Origin of the sequence: Candidatus Mycalebacterium zealandia, from assembly GCA_014075295.1 — a bacterium.
In the GTDB taxonomy this organism is placed as follows: Bacteria; Desulfobacterota_D; UBA1144; order Nemesobacterales; family Mycalebacteriaceae; genus Mycalebacterium; species Mycalebacterium zealandia.
Window position 1 is genome coordinate 609674 of the sequence record CP046180.1, and the last position, 18513, is coordinate 628186.

Sequence of the window (18513 nt, forward strand, 5' to 3'; positions counted from 1 at the left end):
AAGTGTGTGTTGTGGCTTTACGGTTATGGCAACAAGAAGCAAAACAAAATCTCCGGCAAATTTCCTTGCGCCGAACGGTGTTCAAACCTCCGGGCGCGTGTTTGCGAACTTGACTGTTCCCGAACTTTACGAGGAGGCGCTTCGCAGAAAAGAAGCCTTTCTCGCAACCGGCGGCGGACTTGTCGCCTACACTGGAAAGCACACCGGGCGTTCTCCTCTTGACCGCTTTATTGTAAGAGATTCATATACGGAAAAATCCGTAAACTGGGGCAAAGTCAATCAGTCCATCAGCCCCACAAAGTTTGACGCGCTCTACAAGAAAGCCGCCAAATACCTGTCAAAAAAAGATGTTTTCGTGCGAGACCTTGCGGTCTGTTCTCATCCTAAATACCGTTCTTCAGTCAGGGTTATAAATGAATTCGCGTGGCACAACATCTTTGTAAACAACCTGTTTGTCAGATCCCCAAAACCTTCAGGCAAAAAAACGGACTTTACGGTTCTTTGTGTGCCCGGATGCAAGGCTAATCCCGGAAAGGATGGCACGAATTCTGAAACCTTTGTGATTCTAAATCTTAAAAAGAAAATCGCGCTAATCGGCGGAACTCAATATGCCGGAGAGATGAAGAAATCCATTTTCACGATGCTTAACTTTCTGCTTCCCGACAAGGGCGTATTTCCGATGCATTGCTCGGCCAATGTAGGGAAAAAGGGTGATTCAGCGCTTTTTTTCGGACTTTCGGGAACCGGGAAGACAACTCTTTCCGCCGACCCCGAACGCAAACTGATAGGAGACGATGAGCACGGCTGGTTTACCGGAGGAGTTTTCAATTTTGAAGGCGGATGTTACGCCAAAGCAATACGGCTCAATCCCGAAACTGAGCCCGAAATTTACTCGGCCTCCATGCGTTTCGGCTCAATCCTTGAAAATGTTGAGATTGACGAGAGGAACCGCGAGATTGATTTCAACAGTTCCAAACACACTGAAAACACAAGGGTTGCCTACGAGATAGACGCTCTGCCCGGAATCGTGGAGAGCGGATTCGGAAAGACTCCGAAAAATATTTTTATGCTCACATACGATGCGTTTGGCGTTCTTCCTCCAATCTCAAAACTGACTTCAAAACAGGCGATGGAGTTTTTCCTACTCGGATACACGGCGAAGGTTGCCGGAACCGAGCGTGGCGTTAACGAACCGCAGACAACTTTCAGTTCCTGTTTCGGTGCGCCGTTTCTGCCGCGCGCTCCTCATTTCTATGCGAAGATGTTGGAAGACAGAATGAAAAAATCCGGCGCGAAAGTATGGCTTCTGAATACGGGCATTTCCGGTGGCCCCTACGGAATCGGTAAAAGAATGCCGTTGCCGCAGACAAGGGCTCTGGTTAGAGCCGCGCTTGACGGCACACTTGGAAAAGGCGGTTTTCTTGAAGTTCCGGTTTTTGGTCTCAAAGTTCCCAAAATATGTCCAAAGGTTCCTTCAAAACTGCTCCAACCCAGAAAATGTTGGAAGAGTCCGAGGGAGTATGACAAAAAAGCGACGGAACTCAAAGACAAATTTGCACATGAATTGCTCAAGTTTAAATAGTTTTACATCCGGTGGCGGGTTCCGGTTTTTCACACAATTTCGGCAAAATTTTTCTGTTCGCGCATTGGTTTTCTTTGTAATACCTGTTTTTCTTCTTTCAATATTTCCCCTTCACGGCGCGCTGGCGCGAGACGATTCTTCAATAAAGAAATCGGTTGTGCGGATTCATGTTCAAAAAACAATTCCGTCTTATAAACAGCCGTGGATAGTCAATAAACCTTCTTCGCATTTCGGCTCCGGCTGCATAATTTCGCGTTCTCATATTCTGACAAGCGCGCACGTGGTTTCGCATGCCGCGTTTATCCACGTGAGCAAATTCGGCGACCCTAACAAATACACCGCTGACTTGCTTTTCATCTCTCATGAAGCCGATTTGGCGATTCTTACCGTCAAAAAAAGAGAGTTTTTTGAAGACACAAAGCCAGTGCAAATAAGACGCAACCTTGTTCACACTCAGGACGAAGTGGCGGTTTACGGGTTTCCCATAGGCGGCGAGACTTTGAGCGTTACGCGTGGAATTGTGTCGCGCGTGGAGCATGAAATTTACTCTCACAGCGTTTACCAGCTTCTTATGTCGCAAGTAGATGCTCCAATCAATCCCGGCAACAGCGGCGGCCCCGTTATTGTCAAGGGAGAGCTTGTGGGAATTGTAATTCAGGCGCTACACAGGGGCAGGTCTGAAAACATCGGATACATGGCTCCCGCGCCGGTGATAGACCATTTTCTTGACGACATCAAAGACGGCTCATACGATGGATTTCCCGTTCTTGGAATAGTCGCGCAGATTGCACAGAATCCGGACTTGAGGAAGAAAAAACTTGTTTCCGATCAGGGCGGCGGAGTTCTTGTAACATATGTGGTCCCCGGCTCTCCGGCTGATGACGGAATTCTCAAAGGCGACATTCTTCTGACTGTTGACGGCGTGGAGATATTTTCTGACGGCACGGTGAATTTCAGGGGCGATGAGCGGACAAATTTTTCATATCTGGTTGATTCCCGCCAGATAGGTGAAGAAATCACGGTTGAGGTTTTAAGGGACGGCAGGAAGATGGAGTTTGAAATTTCGCTCACAAAAGGCGGCGACGCTCTGCGTCTTGTCAATTCAAACTACACCGTTCCGAGTTATTACATATTAGCCGGATGCGTGTTTTCCCCTCTCACCTTCAACTATTTGAGAGAGTGGGGGCGGCGCTGGCTTCTGGAGGCGCCGAGCGAACTGCTTTCAAAACTCAGCCATAACGTGAAGCGGTTTCCGGGAGAAGAGGTCGTAATTCTGATACGGGTTCTCCCGTCCGAGATTAATTACGGTTATCACGAAACCCGGAACTGGATAGTGAGCAAAGTAAACGGAACAAAGATAGAAAATATGAAGCATCTGGTAAAGGTTGTTGAGTCCAAAATCGCGAGTGAGAAATTTATAACTTTTGAAAATCCCCACGGTGAGCAGATTGTTTTTTCGTCCGGAAAAGCTAAGCAAAGCGGAGCACCGTTGCTCTCCACTTACCAGATTCCAAAAGACAGGTCGCCCGACCTTGTTGTTCCCATTTTTGAGTCCATCGGGCTTTAGCCCAGAACTTCAAACTTCCGCCCTTTCAGCACATTCTTTAGTTTGAAGAATTTTATGTAACTTCTTTTTTTGTAATATCTGCCGGTAACCATCAGTTTGTCGCCCGTTTTAAGCCGCGCGTGCTTTCCCCTCAAATAGACAAGCATAGGCGTGCCGCCTCCGGAATCTTCCATTTTGAATACCGTATAGTCATTTCCTTTATGGTGTTTTGTTTCCACTTTGGATGAGATTTTCCCCTTGGTCAGTATTACTTTTCTGTGATATTGACCGGGGCTGTCCGTTACTTCCCGTATGGAAGCGGGAAGCGGGTTGTTGTATCCGTTTTGAGCCGCGTGCGCATCTACATTTTGAAAAGTTAAAAGTGCTCCCGTGAGAATAACGGCAAGATTGCCCACGGTAAAAAACCTTGTTTGTTTCATTTTTTCCTGAGCGACGCAGACCCTGTCATCGCGCGCGCATCAAGCAGGGAGTCCAGTTCTTTTTTTGGAAGTATCTTTTTTTCTTCAGCCGTTTCCCTCACGGTTTTGTTTTTCTCATACGCCTCTTTCGCTATGGCAGCCGCGGAGTCGTATCCAATTACGGGCGCGAGGCTTGTGCACATCGCAAGACTTTTTTCAATACTTTCTTCGCACTGTTCTTTGTTTGCCATTATGCCGTCCACGCATTTTTCCGTGAACACTTCGCATATGTTTGAAAGCAAGGAAACCGAGTTCAGAAGGTTATTCGCCATCATGGGCATCATAACGTTGAGCTCAAAGTTTCCGCTCTGCCCCCCCACTGTTATCGCGGAGTCATTTCCGATTACCTGAGCGCACACCTGAGTGAGTGATTCCGCCATCACGGGATTGACCTTGCCGGGCATTATTGAAGAACCGGGCTGAACGGCGGGAACATCTATTTCTCCGAAACCGCAACGGGGCCCGCTTCCGAGCCAGCGGATATCGTTTGAGATTTTCATCAAACTCGTTGCAAGAGTTTTCAGCGAGCCGCTCATCTGTACAACCGCGTCTCTGCCGCTCTGGGCTTCAAAGTGGTTTTTCGCTTCAACAAAACGTGTTCCCGCGAGGCGGCTTATGCGCGCCGCCGTTTTTAATCCGAATTTTTTGTGCGTGTTGATTCCCGTGCCGACCGCTGTGCCTCCAAGCGCGAGCTCTCTCAGCCCTTCGCATGAGTGTTTTATATCGCGCGTTCTTTGCGAAATCATCGCGGCATATCCGCCGAATTCCTGTCCCAGCGTTACCGGAGTCGCATCCTGAAGATGAGTTCTGCCTATCTTCACAACGGACGAGAAGGCGCGCGATTTGCGCGCGAGGGATTTTTCAAGTTTCGCGAGCGCGGGCAGGAGTTTTTCGTGTATTTCAATCAGCGTGGAGATGTGAGTTGCCGAAGGTATAACGTCGTTGCTTGACTGTCCCATGTTTACGTGATCATTGGGGTGAACGGGCGATTTGTCGCCGATTTTTCCGCCTAAAATCTCATTCGCTCTGTTTGCTATAACCTCGTTGGCATTCATATTTGTTGAGGTTCCGGAACCGGTCTGAAAAACGTCCACAACGAAGTGCGCGTCCAGTTTTCCGTTCACAACCTCGCCCGCTGCGGAAACAATAGCTTTGCCGGCGCGTTTGCCAAGCAAGCCCAGCTCCATGTTGGTTTGAGCGGCGGCGGATTTTATGATTCCGACCGCTGAGGTGAATGAGCGCGGAAGAGTTGTGCCGCTTACCGGGAAGTTTTCAACGGCTCTTGCCGTTTGCGCCCCGTAATAAGCGCCTGCGGGAACCCGCATTTTTCCCATTGAGTCGGATTCAATTCTTGTTTTTGTTTTCATCAGCCGTGCCTCCGGGGAGAAAAAAACTTTTCGTAAGATTTTTAGACTACTGAACGGCGGCGCGGTGCGCAATACGGCATGATTTTCGCTTGACACGGGCGGAGCGGAAATTACATTACTGCCACAAAAACAATGAAGAGAGGTTAGAGATGTCCGAAGATGATGTAATTGAACTTAGTGATTCCGCTTTTGAGAGCGAGGTACTCCAAAGCGACATTCCGGTGCTTGTTGATTTCTGGGCTCCCTGGTGCGGACCGTGTAAGGCAATCGCGCCGACCGTGAGCCAAATCTCGCGTGATTTTGCGGGCAAAATCAAAGTGGGCAAAATCAACGTGGACGAAAATCAGCAAACTTCCATTCAGTTTGGAATACGCAGCATTCCCACATTGCTAATTTTCAAAGATGGTAAAATTGTTGACCAGATTATAGGAGCTGTTTCGCAGACGGACCTTGAAAATTCCGTCAACAAAGCGCTTTAACCTGCGGGCAAATACAATGGCAAAATACATAATGCTGAGCACTCTCACGGACGAAGGGCGAAAAACCGTCAAGATGCGTCCCGAGAGAATCAAAGAGGTCAACAAAGAGATAGAAAAAATGGGCGCAAAAGTTATTGCGCAATACGCCGTGCTTGGACTGTACGATTTTGTCAACATCATTGAGGCTCCCGACAACGAAACTATAACGCGGATTTCAATTGAACTCGGCTCAAGAGGCACGGTTCAGTTGCTCACACTTTCCGCAATCACCATTGACAGTTTTGAGAAACAATTGTCTTAGCGGGATTTTTTCAGAAGCGAAGTTGAATTTCCGTTATGACCGTTTGCGACACCGTGTTGTCATCGTGTCCTGAAACCGGAATTTGCAAAGCCACCGAAGGTGAAAGGAAACGCCCCAGACGTATTCCCGTTGTGAAGTAAGAGTTGTTTTTATTCCCGCTTTTCATCGAAATAATTCTGTTTCCTGAAAATTCCGCGGACACCCGGGCCGCGATATTGATCGGAAGCGCCAAACTCAGCGAGACTCCGTATTTCAGGATTTTTTCCGATTCATCACCCTCAAAATCCTCCGCTTTTTTCACAATAGTTAAGGCGGCGTTTGTTTCAAGTGAAAGCGCTCCCATACTCACGCCTACGCCCACAAAAGGCGTAAACGCGTAGGAATCACGCAGATAAACCGGAAGGTCGCGCCTGTAAAGGTTTTTGATTTGTTCGAGCCTTCCCACATTGTCTTTGTGGATTGTCGGCAGATGAGACTCAAAACCCACCGCCAGCCAATACGCCGGTGTTTTCACAAACGCGTATTTTGCACCGAGCCGAAAGTTTGAAAGTTCATAGCCGTCTCTGGGCAAGTGAAAGTTGTTGATTCCCGACTGGTTGAATATCACATACAGGCTTTTGCGATAATCGTTTGACGGCACCTCCGCCTTGAGGTTGTAGAGAACTATTTGCCCGGTTGAGTCCTGCGCTCCGGAAACTTCAAGCCGCGCCCCGGTGTATCCCCTTGGCAATGCGGAGTAAAATGAGTGCGGAGAGTTTTGTTCAATTGCAAGGTCCTTCCACGGCACATGCGATATGTCGAAATTCTGCAAATATTCGAAACGCCCCGCCAGCGGATTTATCAGTGCGACCCGTCCGTTTTTCACAAAGTTTCTCATAGGGTTGATGAGATGGGCGAAGAAGGTCGCCGTAGGGTTGTTTTTTTCAATCAGAAAATCTGAAATATTTGATGCCGCAAAACCGAACATCGCTCCGAGCACGGGAGTGGAAATGAGGTCGGGAAGCGAAGGGGTTTCAACAAGTCCCTCGACCGTGTATTCAAAAATTGTGCTTTGAAGCGCCGAGCCCAGCGCCGAACCCCAGAATCCATACCCCATTTCATTGTAATACAGGTAAGACACATACCCCGCGAAGGGATGAGCCACATAGTTTGTTAAAAACTCATCGCCATCATCGGTTTGGGGCGCTTGAGAGATGTGGTCCCACCATGTTGACAGCGAAGTTTTGTATATACGCTCATTTTTGTTGCGGACGTAAAAAAGTCTGAACGCCCATATTGAGCCGTAGTAAATCCCGCTGTCTTTGAGAAACTGTTTGCTGACGATTTTTCTTGGAGCGGGAGACGTGTTTTCACCGCTTTGCGCAATGGTTGCCGGTGGCGAAAGCACAAGAGCAAAACTCAGAAGCAGCAGAGCCGCAACGCGGCATTTTTTCATGCCCGGAGTCATTGAATTTTTTCCGTTGCGGATGAAGCGAATAAAAGAATTTTCGAAACCCTGTCTTCCCATGTATACTCGCCGGCTTTTTGTCGCGCCGCACTCCCGATTTTCTCTGAAAATCCCTCATCGTCAAGGCAGCGACGAACCGCGAGCCCAAATCCCCGCGTGTCTCCCGGAGCGGTCATGACGCAATTCTCTCCATCTTTTAGAATGTCGGCAACCGAGGGAATCGCTGTCGCCACTATGGGTTTGCCCGCCGCCATATACTCAAAAAGTTTCATCGGCGAGGTGAACTCCGCGGCATTTATTCCGCCTTTTATGGTTATGTGTTCGGTGTACGGGAGCACAAGCAGGTCCGAAGCAAGCAGATAGGCGGGCACTTCGGTATGCGGAACGAAACCTTTCATTACGAAGTTGTCAAGCGCCTTTTTCCGGGCGGCTTCAATATACGGCGCGTTATCCTCATCGCGTCCGCCGACTATAAGAAAAAACGCGTCTTTTGTTTCCTTCGCAATGTCTAACAGACTTTCAATTCCTCTGCCTGCGTATGTGTTTCCGCAGTAACACACAATTTTTTTATCCGCCGGAAGATTCAACTGTTTTCTTATACTCGCTTGAGGCGGGCGGTTTTCAAAATTCTCCGTTTCAACCCCGTTATGAGCGACAATGGTTTTTTCTTTCGCAAGTCCGTCCCGCAGGTATATGCGCCGCAATCCCTCGCTGTTGAACGAAACCGCTGCGAGCGAGCGCGAATTTTGAAAAGATTTGAAGAGCAGGCGCGCTGCGGTGTTGACGGGCGGATGGTGCGCGTCATAAACGGTCGCAATTCCCATGGCGGTGAGAATGGATGTGCAGATTATGTTCCGGGTTACAACAAGATCAAAGTTCCGCCTGTTTGAAAAAGCGTGGAAAGCCGCCGCAAGTCCGTGAGAAAGTTGTCGCCCCTTGTGTTTTGTAAAAGGCAGGGATTTCAGATTGAAAGGTTTTTCAACACCGTAGCATTTAAAAATTTTATCCGTCTCAAAACTTCCCGGAACAACGGCTTCAAACTCCACCCCGAGTTTGGCAAACGCTTTGCACATTTCCATTGCGTGAACCCCGTAAGCGCCTCTGGAAAAAAGTTCCGGGCTGGCTATGTAGCAAATTCGGGGTGAATTTAGAATTTTCCGCATTGAGAAAGAGAAAGGGGTAGTTGATAGAGCCCTGACTTTACCGCTATAATCACGGGCGGTCAAACCGTTTTTGCGGGTCTGTTTTCATAATGTCTACAACCGATATTAAATCCATCAGGGGTTTCGTTGATATTTTACCGGAACGCTCCCGTGTATGGAGTTTTCTTGAAGAAACCGCCGCGCGGGTTTTTGAACTTTACGGATTTTCGCAAATCAGAACACCCGTTCTGGAATTTACCGACCTGTATTCAAGAGGCGTGGGCGAAACCACCGACATTGTTGAAAAAGAGATGTATTCGTTTACGGACAAAGACGGCTCCGAAATCACTTTACGCCCCGAAGGCACGGCCGGAGTCGTGAGGGCTTTTATTGAAAACTCTCTGCACAATTCTCCGGGCGCTCAAAAGCTGTGGTATTCGGGCGAAATGTTCAGGCACGAGAGGCCTCAGAAGGGCAGAATGAGAGGTTTTCACCAGATAGGAGCCGAGTTTTTCGGCTCAGACGCGGCTTCTGAGGATTGCGAAATCATTGCGATGCTGTGGCATTTTTTCACCGAAGCGGGAATCTCGGACGGGTTGGAGATTGAGATTAACTCCATGGGAACTCCTGATGACAGAGACACTTTCAAAAACGCTCTCTCGCAATTTCTGTCGCCTCTTCAGGAAAATCTGTGTGATAACTGCGCGAGAAGAGCGCGAAAGAATCCTCTCCGGGTGTTTGACTGCAAAAATCCTGACTGCGCCGCGCTGATAGAGAACGCTCCTGTGATGTCAGAGTTTCTCTCCGCTGAAAACGCGCGCCATTTTGAAGATGTAAAAGAGCGGCTTACCGCTCTTTCGGTGCCGTTTGTCGTGAATGAGAAAATCGTAAGAGGGCTTGATTACTACACGCGCACGGTTTTTGAGGTGAAGGCGGCGAAGGGGCTCGGCGCGCAGAACGCGGTCGCGGCGGGCGGTCGCTACGATTTGCTTGTTGAGAAATTTGGCGGCTCACCCACTCCGGCAACAGGGTTCGCAATCGGGGTTGAAAGGGCGGCTCTTCTGCTTGAAGGTTCAAAGAATGAGAGCGGGAAAGAAGCCGAAGTTTTTGTGGGCTGGATAGGAGAGGTCTGTTTTAACTCGGCGTTCGCGCTGTGCGCAACCTTGCGCGGACGCGGTGTGAAAACCCGCATTGAGCATTCCGCGTCCGGTATAAAGGGACAGATGAAAAAGGCGGACAAGTCGGGCGCGCGCATTATGGTGATAATAGGTCCCGATGAGATGAAGAAAAGCGTTGTGAAAATAAGGGATATGAAAACCGGAGACGAAAAGGAGCTTCCTGAAAAAGGCGCGGCGGAATATATTTCCAACTCCGTCAAATCCGGCGGAAACAGTTAAATGCCTTTGAGAAACATTCATTACGGCTGGATTATCGTTGTTGCCGCGTTTTTTCTGATATTTCTAGACGGGCTTCTTCTTTACACCTTCGGGGTTTTTAAACCGTATTTGAGCGAATCCGTGCGCCTCAGCGAAACGGCGGTGGCGTCAATCTTTTCACTGCGTTGCGTTACGCTCGCCATTTCAATGCCGCTTGCGGGCAAACTCGCCGAAAAATACAAACCCAAATACCTGATTATCGCGGGCGGTGTAATCGCGTCAAGCGGTGTTTTTCTCTCAGCTTTTGCGGACAGCATATTTGAACTTTATATTTTCTACGGAGTTCTCGTGGGGCTCGGAGACGGCGCGTTCTACACGCTTCCCGTGGCGATAATCAGCAGGTGGTTCAAAAAGAACAGAGCGCTCGCGATAGGCATAGCGACAACGGGGCTTCCCGTGAGCGGGCTTATACTTTCGCCGCTCAGCGCGTGGTTGATTCATTCTTTTGGTCTGCGGGAGGCTTTTTTTGTTACCGCGGCCATAGTTCTGGTGATTTCGCTTTGCGGGTTTATTCTCAGAAAAGACCCCTCTGAAATGGGACAGAGTCCCATTGGCGGAGATTCCGGAGCCGTGGAATCTGATCCGGACGCCGGAAGCATCAGAGCGATGGACGCGATTCGCCGCAGAGATTTCTGGATACTGTATTTTGTTTTCTGGGCGGGGTTTAACACATTTTTGATTGTGATAATCAATCTTTATCATTTCGGCAGGGATTCGGGACTTGATTCAAACGCGGCAATCAACATGGGGTTCTTTTCGCTTAACACTTTCAAGGCGGCAATTCCGCCGGCTCTTATCGGTGTTGGCAGCATTTTCGGGCGCATATTTTTTTCGGGCTACGTATTGCGGTTTGTTCAGGAAAAAAGAATTCTGCTGATGTGCTACATACTTCAGTCCGGCACAATTCTGTTTCTTCTGTTTTTCAGCGATGAATGGGCGTTTTATCTGTTCGGTTTCCTGTTCGGTTTTTTCTACAGCGGTTGGGTGCCGATTTTCCCGACCATTCTTGGAAACCTTTACGGACTTAAAGAACTTGGAGCCATATTCGGTTTTTTCGGCAGCGGTTTTTCTCTTGCCGCCCTCACCGGACCTATAACGGCCGGTCTCATCAAGGACACATTTGGAGGATATGAGCCAATGTTCTGGGTGGCGGTGTGTTTCTGCTTTCTTGCGTCCGCAGCAACTTTTTTTGTGAAATCCGAGTCCACAGTGGCAGGGGGTGACAATTGATATGTTCGGCATAGGAATGGGGGAAATTCTGCTTGTGTGTCTGGTCGCCATTTTCTTTTTCGGTCCCGATGATTTTGTGAAACTTGCGCGCCTTGCCGCGAGGGGATTGCGGGAGTTCAGGGTTTTTAAGCATGAACTCAAAGACAGCGTGGAAAAAACCGTAAACGGTTCAGTTTCAGACGACGAGAAAAAGCGGAGTTGATGACAGTTGCGAGCGCGCAACCTCTCTGATACATTGCGGATAAGCCTTCTCACCAAGCCCGCGCGGCTTCAACAAGGGTTAAATGCACAAGGTTGTCATTGACGGCAAAGAGTTGGAAGTTGAAGACGGCGTCAACGTTATAGTCGCCGCCGAACGGGTCGGCGTTCAAATCCCGCATTTCTGTTACCATCCGTCTTTGAGCGTGGTTGCTCAGTGTCGGCAATGTCTTGTTGAAGTTAAGGGAATCCCGCGCGTTATGCCCGCCTGCAATATGTATGTCGCGGACGGCATGGAGGTTTTCACAAAATCGGAAAAAGCGGTTGAAGCGCGGCGCGCGTGCTCGGAATTCACCCTTATAAACCACCCGCTTGACTGCCCCGTTTGCGACAAAGGGGGCGAGTGCGCCCTTCAGATGACGACCGTTTCGCACGGCAGGGATTACAGCAGATTTGACTCGCCCGAAGAGAAAAAGGTTCGAAAAAAATACTATCTCGGAGAAAGGATAATCCATGACCCGAACCGCTGCATAATGTGCACAAGATGCGTTCGCTTTACGGACGAAGTCACAAAAACCGGCGAACTTGGCTATGACAACAGGGGATTTCGCAAAAAAATCACCGTTTTTCCGGGTAGGGAACTCAACAACGAACTGTCGGGCAACGTCATAGACCTTTGCCCGGTCGGCGCGTTGCTTCCCAAAGACTCGCTCCATGGCGAGCGCGTCTGGTATACGAAAAAAACGGACACCGTTTGCCCGCTTTGCAGCAACGGTTGCAACATAACGGTCGGCGCGAACCGGCGTGAAGGCAAAATTATGCGCGTTCGCCCCAGAGTGAATGAGAAGGTCAACGGGCATTGGATATGTGACAGAGGCAGGTTTGAATTCGGCGGCGTTCAGACGCCTGAAAAAAGACTTAAAATTCCCATCGCGAAAAACTCTGCGGGCGGCTATGAGCAAATTTCATGGGAACTAGCAGCGAGCAATTTTCAAAACGCTTTTTCATCCGGCGCAAGCGCTTTTGTCTGCTCAGCGGTTCTCACAAACGAGGAGTTGTACATAATTTTGAAGTTGTCCGAAGAGTTCGGCGCGGAGAGTCTTGTCTGTTCCGCGGGCGAGCACACCGGAGAGAAAAAATTCGGACTCATCAGTTCAGACCCGTTTCCCAACAGCGCGGGCACGAGGGATTTGGGAATCAAAACCGGCGCGGATGAAATGGACAAACTCTTAAGCGATTTGATCGGCGGCAAGTTTGACTCAATGTTTGTCGCCCACGAAGACCTTTCGCGCTTCACCGCGAATCACACCGTAAAGGAAATCACCGAGGCGCTTGCGCGGCTGTCTTTTCTCGCCGTGGTTGACACCCGCCTGACGCAAACCGCGCGCCTTGCGACCCTGATACTTCCGGGCGCCACTCCGTATGAAAAAGACGGGACTTTCACAAACGACAGGGGCAGGGTGCAAAGAATACGCAAAACGCTTGATTGCCCGGGCGAAGCCCTTCAGGATTGGGAGGCGTTACTGCGTCTGGGCGGCTCAAAGCCGGAGCAGTTTTTTCACGGCTCACCCGCCGAAATCATGGGCGAGATTGCCGCGAGGTTCAAACCCTATGAACTCATGGACTACGACTTGATAGATTTTCTCGGACTGGAAAGGAAAACCGATGTCGCCGGACAGCCATCTGTTTGAGTTGGGTGCCGCCGTCGTTAAAACGGCGATTTTAATCGGCGCGGTGCTCACCGCGGTTGCCTACCTTACTTACACCGAAAGGCGCGTCAGCGCTCTTATTCAAGACCGGCTCGGACCTAACAGGGTTGGCCCGTTCGGGTTGCTTCAGCCGCTTGCGGACGGAATAAAATTCATATTCAAGGAAGACACCGTTCCCTCGGGCGCGAACAAAATCATCTATTCGCTTGCGCCGGCATTTTCGTTCGTTACCGCGCTCGCCGCGCTTGCCGTCATTCCAATCGGTCGCGGGTTTGAAACAGATTTGATGGGTTTGCTTCCGGCGCCGGTTTTCATCAGTTTTCAAATCGCGGACATAGACGCAGGCGCGCTTTATGTGTTTGCCGTCAGTTCGCTCAGCGTCTACGGAGTGATTCTCGGCGGATGGGCTTCAAACAGCAAATACTCCCTTATCGGTGGAATCAGGGGAATCTCACAGATGATAAGTTACGAACTCGCGCTGGGTCTGTCGGTTATCGGCGTTTTTGTTCTTGTCGGTTCGCTCAGAATAAACGACATCGTTGAATATCAGAGCGGCGTGTGGCTGATGTTTTCGCAGTTTTTTGGTTTTATAATTTTTCTCATCGCCTCGTTTGCCGAAACAAACCGGCTTCCGTTTGATGTTCCCGAAGCCGAGCCGGAGATTGTGGGCGGCTATCACACCGAATACAGTGGAATGAAATTTGCGATGTTTTTCATGGCGGAATACACGCACATGATAGTCGCCTCGTGCCTGATTACGGCTCTGTATCTGGGCGGCTGGTATCCGCTTCCGTTTTTCGGGTGGGGCGGGATTGACATTGAGACGCATTGGTATCTGCCGCCGATTGTTTTTCTCGGAAAAGTGGCGGCGATGCTTTTCTTTTTCATCTGGGTGCGGTGGACATTGCCGCGTTTCCGTTCAGACCAGATTATGGCGTTCGGGTGGAAGGTTCTCCTGCCGCTTTCGGTGGCGAACATATTTGGCACGGCTGTTTATGTGGCGTTGAAAGGGTGAAAAAAATAGCGGTCATAGGAGCGGGCGCGGTCGGGCTTTATTACGGCTCGCGGCTCGCGCAAGCGGGCAATGAGGTTCATTTTCTTGTGCGGCGCGATTTTGACGCTCTCAAAAAAAGCGGGCTTTCGGTTAAAAGCAAAGACGGAGATTTCAGGATTGAAAAGCCACTTGTTCACCGCAAGAGCGCCGAAATCGGCGATGTGGACTGGATTATTTGCGCGCTAAAGGGCACGGCGCTTGACTCCGCGCGCGAACTCATTGAGCCCCTCGCTGCAAGCGGCGCGCGGTTGCTTGTTCTGATGAACGGGATAGGAATGGAAGAGCGTTTTTCCGAATGGTTCACGCATGAGAATATTTTTTCGGGCATAGCGTTCACGTGCATAAACAGAGGAGACCCCGGGGTCGTACGCCATCTTGACTACGGTGCCGTTACGGTCGGGCATTTTCGCGGCGAGCCGGAAAAAACCGAAGAGGCAAAAGCTCTTTGGAGTGGCGCGAATGTGGAGATTCTTACGACGGACAACATTCTCAGAGACAGGTGGATAAAGCAGTGTTGGAATGTTCCGTTCAGTGGAATAGGTGTTGTATACGGAGGCAAATCAACGCGTTTTATTATGGACAGCCCCGAGCTTTGTTCGCGGGTTGAAAATGTTCAGCGTGAGATTGTGGGAATTGCTAATGCGGATTTGCGCGCCGCAGGAAGCGGCGAAACCATTGATACGGACGAGACGATCGCGAAGATGATGGAAAGCACCGGGCAAATGGAGGATTACAGTTCAAGCACGGTTTTGGATTTTCTCGCCGGCAGACCGATGGAAGTTGACATAATTTTTTCCGAGACCGTGCGCCGCGCCCGCAAGCACGGCGTTGCCGCGCCCAATGTGGAGGCGATTGTCGCGATTATTGAGGCGTTCCAAACGCTGAAAATACGTGGCAACCGTGTATAATTGCCCGCCATGAGCGCTGTTAAAAACAGACTTATTCTCGCGCTTGATTTTCCGTCAATCCACATGGCTCAGAGTTTTGCGCTGGGCTCCATCGGCAGGGTGGGCGCGTATAAAGTGGGACCTGTTATGTTTCTTGCCGAGGGTCCGAAGGTTATCGGATGGTTGCAGGACAAGTGTGGCGGCGGCATTTTTCTTGACCTGAAATTTCACGACATTCCCAACACGGTTGCGGGCACGGTTTCGCGCATATCGCACCTGAATGTTGATATGTTCACAGTTCACTCTCTCGGCGGGACGAAGATGGTGAAAGCCGCGCGCGACACGGCGGCGGAGGGAGCCGAAAAACTGAATCTGCCTCGCCCGAAAGTGGTTGCCGTAACCGTTTTAACGAGCCACGATGAAGAGGAAGCGAAAAAGCTTTTCGGCGCGACCGACACGGTTTCAGCTGTTTTGCGACTTGCCGAAGCCGCAGAAAAAGGCGGCGCGGACGGGCTTGTGTGTTCGGGAAATGAGATTGAGCCGCTTAAGAAAGAATTCGGCGACAGGTTTAAACTAATCGTTCCCGGAGTTCGTCTGCCGGGCGCGGACGTGGGCGATCAGAAAAGGACTGTTACACCGAAAGAAGCGATTGAAAAAGGCGCGGATTTTCTTGTGATTGGCAGGACGATTACGCAGTCGGACGATCCGGTAAAAACGCTTGATGAAATCGCGGCGTCAATCGCCTAAACCTCATTCGCTTTCCAGTTTTCATCAATCCACAGACCGATAATTTCAGTGTTAGGAAACTGCGTTTTCAGAAACTGCGCGGCTTCTATGATTTGTTCGATGTGTTTTTCCTTCGGAACGGGATTTCCGGCGCAGTCGTGATGGCCGGCAATCGCGATTTGTTTTGAACCGTGCTTTTCTATTGAAATTCGGACGCACCGTAGAGTCGCTTCAACTCGTTCGGGCTTGTGCTCGGACATAATCAGGTCTTCACCCGCTTCGGTCACACAGTCAACATAGTCCACGCCGAACCGCTCCTTCAAATACTCAATAACGGGCAATTGAACCCGCCCGTCAATGCAGTTTATGGCTGTGCAGAATTTCATTTTGCCGATACCATTTCGGAAAGCGTATTCAGTGAATAATCTCTGTCAGGGCTGAAGTCGCGAAAAATGAAGTGATTCACTCCCGCTTTTTCGTATTCTTTAATTCTCGCGGCGACCTCATCGGGCGTTCCGAAGATGACGAAGTCCGCCAGCATCTCGCGCGTGTAGTATTTCTCTCCCATTTCCCTGAATTTTTTAATCATCGCCGTGTCGGTCGGCAATACTTTTGTGTATGAAAGCCCCTTGTATCTGTCCGCTATTTTGATGTTGTAACCGGCGTCCTTGAGCAGTTCGGGCCATACGAGGGCGTGTTTTACGGGCTCAATGGTCGCGTATGTGTCATCGGTGTTTTTCGCGACCGAGACGAACATAAAAAGGCATTTTTCAAAGTCCGGGTTTTTGGATTTGCCTCCCACCTCTTTTAGTTTTTTTGAGAAAACGCGGGAAGGCATCGCGTTGGTAACCCAGCCATCTCCGGTTTTTCCGGCGATTTTCAGCGCTTTTGGTCCCGTCGCGGCGATATACAGAGGGATTTTCTGATTTTTTCCCGAAGGCGTGATTGTGAGTTTCGCTTTTTCAAGTCTGAAGAACTTCCCCTTGAAATTTGTCCGTTTCCCCGTCCACAGTTTCCTCATTACTTCCACCGATTCTTTGAGGCGTCCGAGCGGTTTATCCCACTCAATTCCGTAGGGGTCGGTGTTCATTTTTTCCCCGTAACCGAGGCAGGCGAATATTCTGTCTCCGGCGATATGCGAGACTGTGGCGAGCCGTTGCGCGAAAATTGCGGGATGGAGCCGGTGGGGGTCGCCGATTGTTCCCATTTGTATTTTTGAAGTCGCTCCCGCCGCAGCAGTAATAACAGACCATGCTTCGGGGGTTTCCTTATCGGCTATAAAGACGACATGGTCGGGAATCCAGAGGGAGTCAAAACCGGCTTTTTCGCATTTGACGATAAAGTCAACAAGCCCTCCAACCGAAGTTCCCGGAACGGGAGCGGTTATACCGAATTTTGTTTTGGTCGAAGGCATTGGTTGGTAAGTTTAGCATAAGGGCGTTTTCTTTGGGATTTGTTATTCATCTTCCTTCTCTTCACCCACTTCGGTTACGCAGTTAACATAGTTTGCGCCGAACCGCTCCTTCAAATACTCAATAACGGGCAATTGAACCCGCCCGTCAATGCAGTTTATGGCTGTGCAGAATTTATTGTTTTTTCCTCTCAGGGGGCGCCGCCGGATTTTTTTCGCGGAACATCGCCCGTAATTTTAACACAAGAGTTCCAAACTGTGGCGCGCCTCCGGTTTGTGGCGGATTGTGTTCGCCTTCTGTATACTTTTGGAAGACTGCTGATAAAGCGGGCGGCGTTATGGAAACCGCGGCAATTTTCTTCGGGTATTTTGTCAATACTTTTCTCATATTGGCGCCGGTTCTTCTGGTCGGTCTTTTCCTCTCCGGTCTCATGCACATCCTTATTTCCCGCGAGCAGGTGCTGGAGTTGATAGGCAGAAATGACCTCCGCAGTTCCATAATGGCGGCGTTTGCTGGAATACCGGTTCCGCTGTGCAGCAGCTCGGTTCTTCCGGTCGTGTCCGAACTCAGAAAGAAGGGGGCGAGCAAACCGGCTTGCGCGTCTTTCCTCGTTACCGCTCCCGAAATCGGCGTTGATTCCATTCCGATTACATACGCTCTGCTCGGTCCACTGGTGGCGATTTTCCGCCCCGTTGCGAGTTTTTTCTCCGGAATTGCGACCTCCATTATGATTCTGGTTCTGGACGGCAAAAATCCAGACGCGCCGCCAGACGCCGATACCGGCGGGGAGAAATGCTGCCATCAGGGAATGTCCGAGGAAGACTACATCGGCTTTTCCGGAATACGGGATTCCGTTTCTGCTTCATTCGGGGGATTTATCCACAGGGCGGGGTTTGCAAATCAGGGCTCGCGTTCCGGTCCGCGGGTTGAGCATATGGTTGAGGAAAGCCGGCGGAAGCAGTCGCCCGCTCCGCTCGGGAAAATTCTCCGCAAGGTATCACGGCACGCTTTTGTTGAGCAGATGGACGAGATTCTTTATCCGCTTTTTATCGGAATTCTCGCGGGCGGCGTTCTTGTTGTAGCTCTTCCGTCCGATCTTTCCGCCTACGGAATATCGGGTCCCGTTCCGTATTTCCTGCTTCTTTTTGCCGGAGTTCCGGTTTATATCTGCGCGTCCGCCACTCCCATCGCGGCGGCTCTTGTGTTTCTTTTGTCCGGACCCGCCACTAACACGGGGACGATAGCCGTTTTGTCCCGCCAGTTCGGATGGCGTTTTACCTCCATCTATGTTTCTTCAATCGCGGTCGCGTCTCTTGTTTCGGGAGTTCTTTTTGACCTCATTCTCATCAAAGCGGGCTGGTCTGTTTCGGCGTGGATGGGCGGCGCCTTGGGCGGAGTGACGGGCTTTATTCAGATAGCGGCGTTTATTGCCGTTATGGCGATTGCCGTTTGGAGAACCGGAAAAAATCCCAAATTTATCGCGCTTGTTCAGAGGGCGAGGGGAATTTTTTAATTCTT

18 protein-coding genes are annotated in these 18513 nt (G+C 50.2%); 12 read left to right on the plus strand and 6 right to left on the minus strand.

Annotated features, from left to right (window positions below):
• Window positions 1-25 precede the first annotated feature (25 nt).
• Together pckA and GKS04_02980 are read left to right on the plus strand one after the other, a co-directional pair.
• Window positions 26-1582: a phosphoenolpyruvate carboxykinase (ATP) gene (pckA, locus tag GKS04_02975; GenBank protein ID QMU56135.1), complete on the plus strand. Its 1557-nt coding sequence runs from the start codon at window positions 26-28 to the stop codon at window positions 1580-1582.
• Window positions 1521-3149, plus strand: a complete 1629-nt coding sequence (locus GKS04_02980; GenBank protein QMU56136.1) for a trypsin-like serine protease — start codon at window positions 1521-1523, stop codon at window positions 3147-3149. The genes pckA and GKS04_02980 overlap by 62 nt, the downstream gene beginning before the upstream one ends.
• Here GKS04_02980 and GKS04_02985 read toward each other — a convergent pair.
• Entirely contained in the window at window positions 3146-3568 is a 423-nt protein-coding gene (locus GKS04_02985) for a hypothetical protein (GenBank protein ID QMU56137.1), read from the minus strand. The genes GKS04_02980 and GKS04_02985 overlap by 4 nt on opposite strands.
• Window positions 3565-4974, minus strand: coding sequence for an aspartate ammonia-lyase (locus GKS04_02990; protein ID QMU56138.1), 1410 nt, complete (start codon window positions 4972-4974; stop codon window positions 3565-3567). The genes GKS04_02985 and GKS04_02990 overlap by 4 nt, the downstream gene beginning before the upstream one ends.
• Before the next feature lie 149 nt (window positions 4975-5123).
• Between GKS04_02990 and trxA the strand changes: the two genes are divergently transcribed.
• Both trxA and GKS04_03000 read left to right on the plus strand, forming a co-directional pair.
• A complete protein-coding gene (gene trxA / locus GKS04_02995; protein ID QMU56139.1) occupies window positions 5124-5453 on the plus strand; it encodes a thioredoxin in 330 nt (109 codons plus the stop codon).
• A gap of 16 nt (window positions 5454-5469) precedes the next feature.
• Window positions 5470-5754, plus strand: a complete 285-nt coding sequence (locus tag GKS04_03000; protein ID QMU56140.1) for a GYD domain-containing protein — start codon at window positions 5470-5472, stop codon at window positions 5752-5754.
• 10 nt (window positions 5755-5764) lie between these two features.
• On the opposite strand, the gene GKS04_03005 is transcribed toward GKS04_03000, so the two are convergent.
• Window positions 5765-7261, minus strand: coding sequence for a DUF3943 domain-containing protein (locus GKS04_03005; GenBank protein QMU56141.1), 1497 nt, complete (start codon window positions 7259-7261; stop codon window positions 5765-5767).
• A complete protein-coding gene (locus GKS04_03010; GenBank protein QMU56142.1) occupies window positions 7198-8364 on the minus strand; it encodes a glycosyltransferase in 1167 nt (388 codons plus the stop codon). The genes GKS04_03005 and GKS04_03010 overlap by 64 nt, the downstream gene beginning before the upstream one ends.
• 89 nt (window positions 8365-8453) lie before the next feature.
• On the opposite strand from GKS04_03010, the gene GKS04_03015 reads away from it, so the two are divergent.
• From GKS04_03015 to pyrF, 7 genes are all read left to right on the plus strand, one after another.
• Window positions 8454-9740, plus strand: a complete 1287-nt coding sequence (locus GKS04_03015) for a histidine--tRNA ligase (GenBank protein ID QMU56143.1) — start codon at window positions 8454-8456, stop codon at window positions 9738-9740.
• On the plus strand, window positions 9741-11009 hold the full coding sequence (locus GKS04_03020; protein QMU56144.1) for an MFS transporter: 1269 nt from the start codon (window positions 9741-9743) through the stop codon (window positions 11007-11009).
• A 1-nt stretch (window position 11010) separates the two neighbouring features.
• Complete coding sequence (locus GKS04_03025; protein QMU56145.1) at window positions 11011-11211, plus strand: twin-arginine translocase TatA/TatE family subunit; 201 nt, start codon at window positions 11011-11013, stop codon at window positions 11209-11211.
• An 82-nt stretch (window positions 11212-11293) separates the two neighbouring features.
• Window positions 11294-12898 (plus strand): molybdopterin-dependent oxidoreductase, encoded by a 1605-nt coding sequence (locus tag GKS04_03030; GenBank protein QMU56146.1) that lies wholly within the window; start codon window positions 11294-11296, stop codon window positions 12896-12898.
• Window positions 12873-13931 (plus strand): NADH-quinone oxidoreductase subunit NuoH, encoded by a 1059-nt coding sequence (gene nuoH / locus GKS04_03035; GenBank protein QMU56147.1) that lies wholly within the window; start codon window positions 12873-12875, stop codon window positions 13929-13931. Before GKS04_03030 ends, nuoH begins: the two co-directional genes overlap by 26 nt.
• A complete protein-coding gene (locus GKS04_03040; protein QMU56148.1) occupies window positions 13745-14878 on the plus strand; it encodes a 2-dehydropantoate 2-reductase in 1134 nt (377 codons plus the stop codon). The genes nuoH and GKS04_03040 overlap by 187 nt, the downstream gene beginning before the upstream one ends.
• A 9-nt stretch (window positions 14879-14887) precedes the next feature.
• Complete coding sequence (gene pyrF / locus GKS04_03045; GenBank protein ID QMU56149.1) at window positions 14888-15604, plus strand: orotidine-5'-phosphate decarboxylase; 717 nt, start codon at window positions 14888-14890, stop codon at window positions 15602-15604.
• On the opposite strand, the gene GKS04_03050 is transcribed toward pyrF, so the two are convergent.
• Together GKS04_03050 and GKS04_03055 are read right to left on the minus strand one after the other, a co-directional pair.
• A complete protein-coding gene (locus tag GKS04_03050; protein ID QMU56150.1) occupies window positions 15601-15969 on the minus strand; it encodes a hypothetical protein in 369 nt (122 codons plus the stop codon). The two genes, pyrF and GKS04_03050, sit on opposite strands and share 4 nt — an antisense overlap.
• Window positions 15966-16997 carry an LLM class flavin-dependent oxidoreductase gene (locus tag GKS04_03055; protein ID QMU56151.1) on the minus strand — a complete coding sequence of 344 codons (1032 nt, stop codon included), beginning with the start codon at window positions 16995-16997 and terminating at the stop codon, window positions 15966-15968. Before GKS04_03055 ends, GKS04_03050 begins: the two co-directional genes overlap by 4 nt.
• A 335-nt stretch (window positions 16998-17332) precedes the next feature.
• Between GKS04_03055 and GKS04_03060 the strand changes: the two genes are divergently transcribed.
• Window positions 17333-18508 (plus strand): hypothetical protein, encoded by a 1176-nt coding sequence (locus GKS04_03060; GenBank protein QMU56152.1) that lies wholly within the window; start codon window positions 17333-17335, stop codon window positions 18506-18508.
• Window positions 18509-18513: the final 5 nt, after the last annotated feature.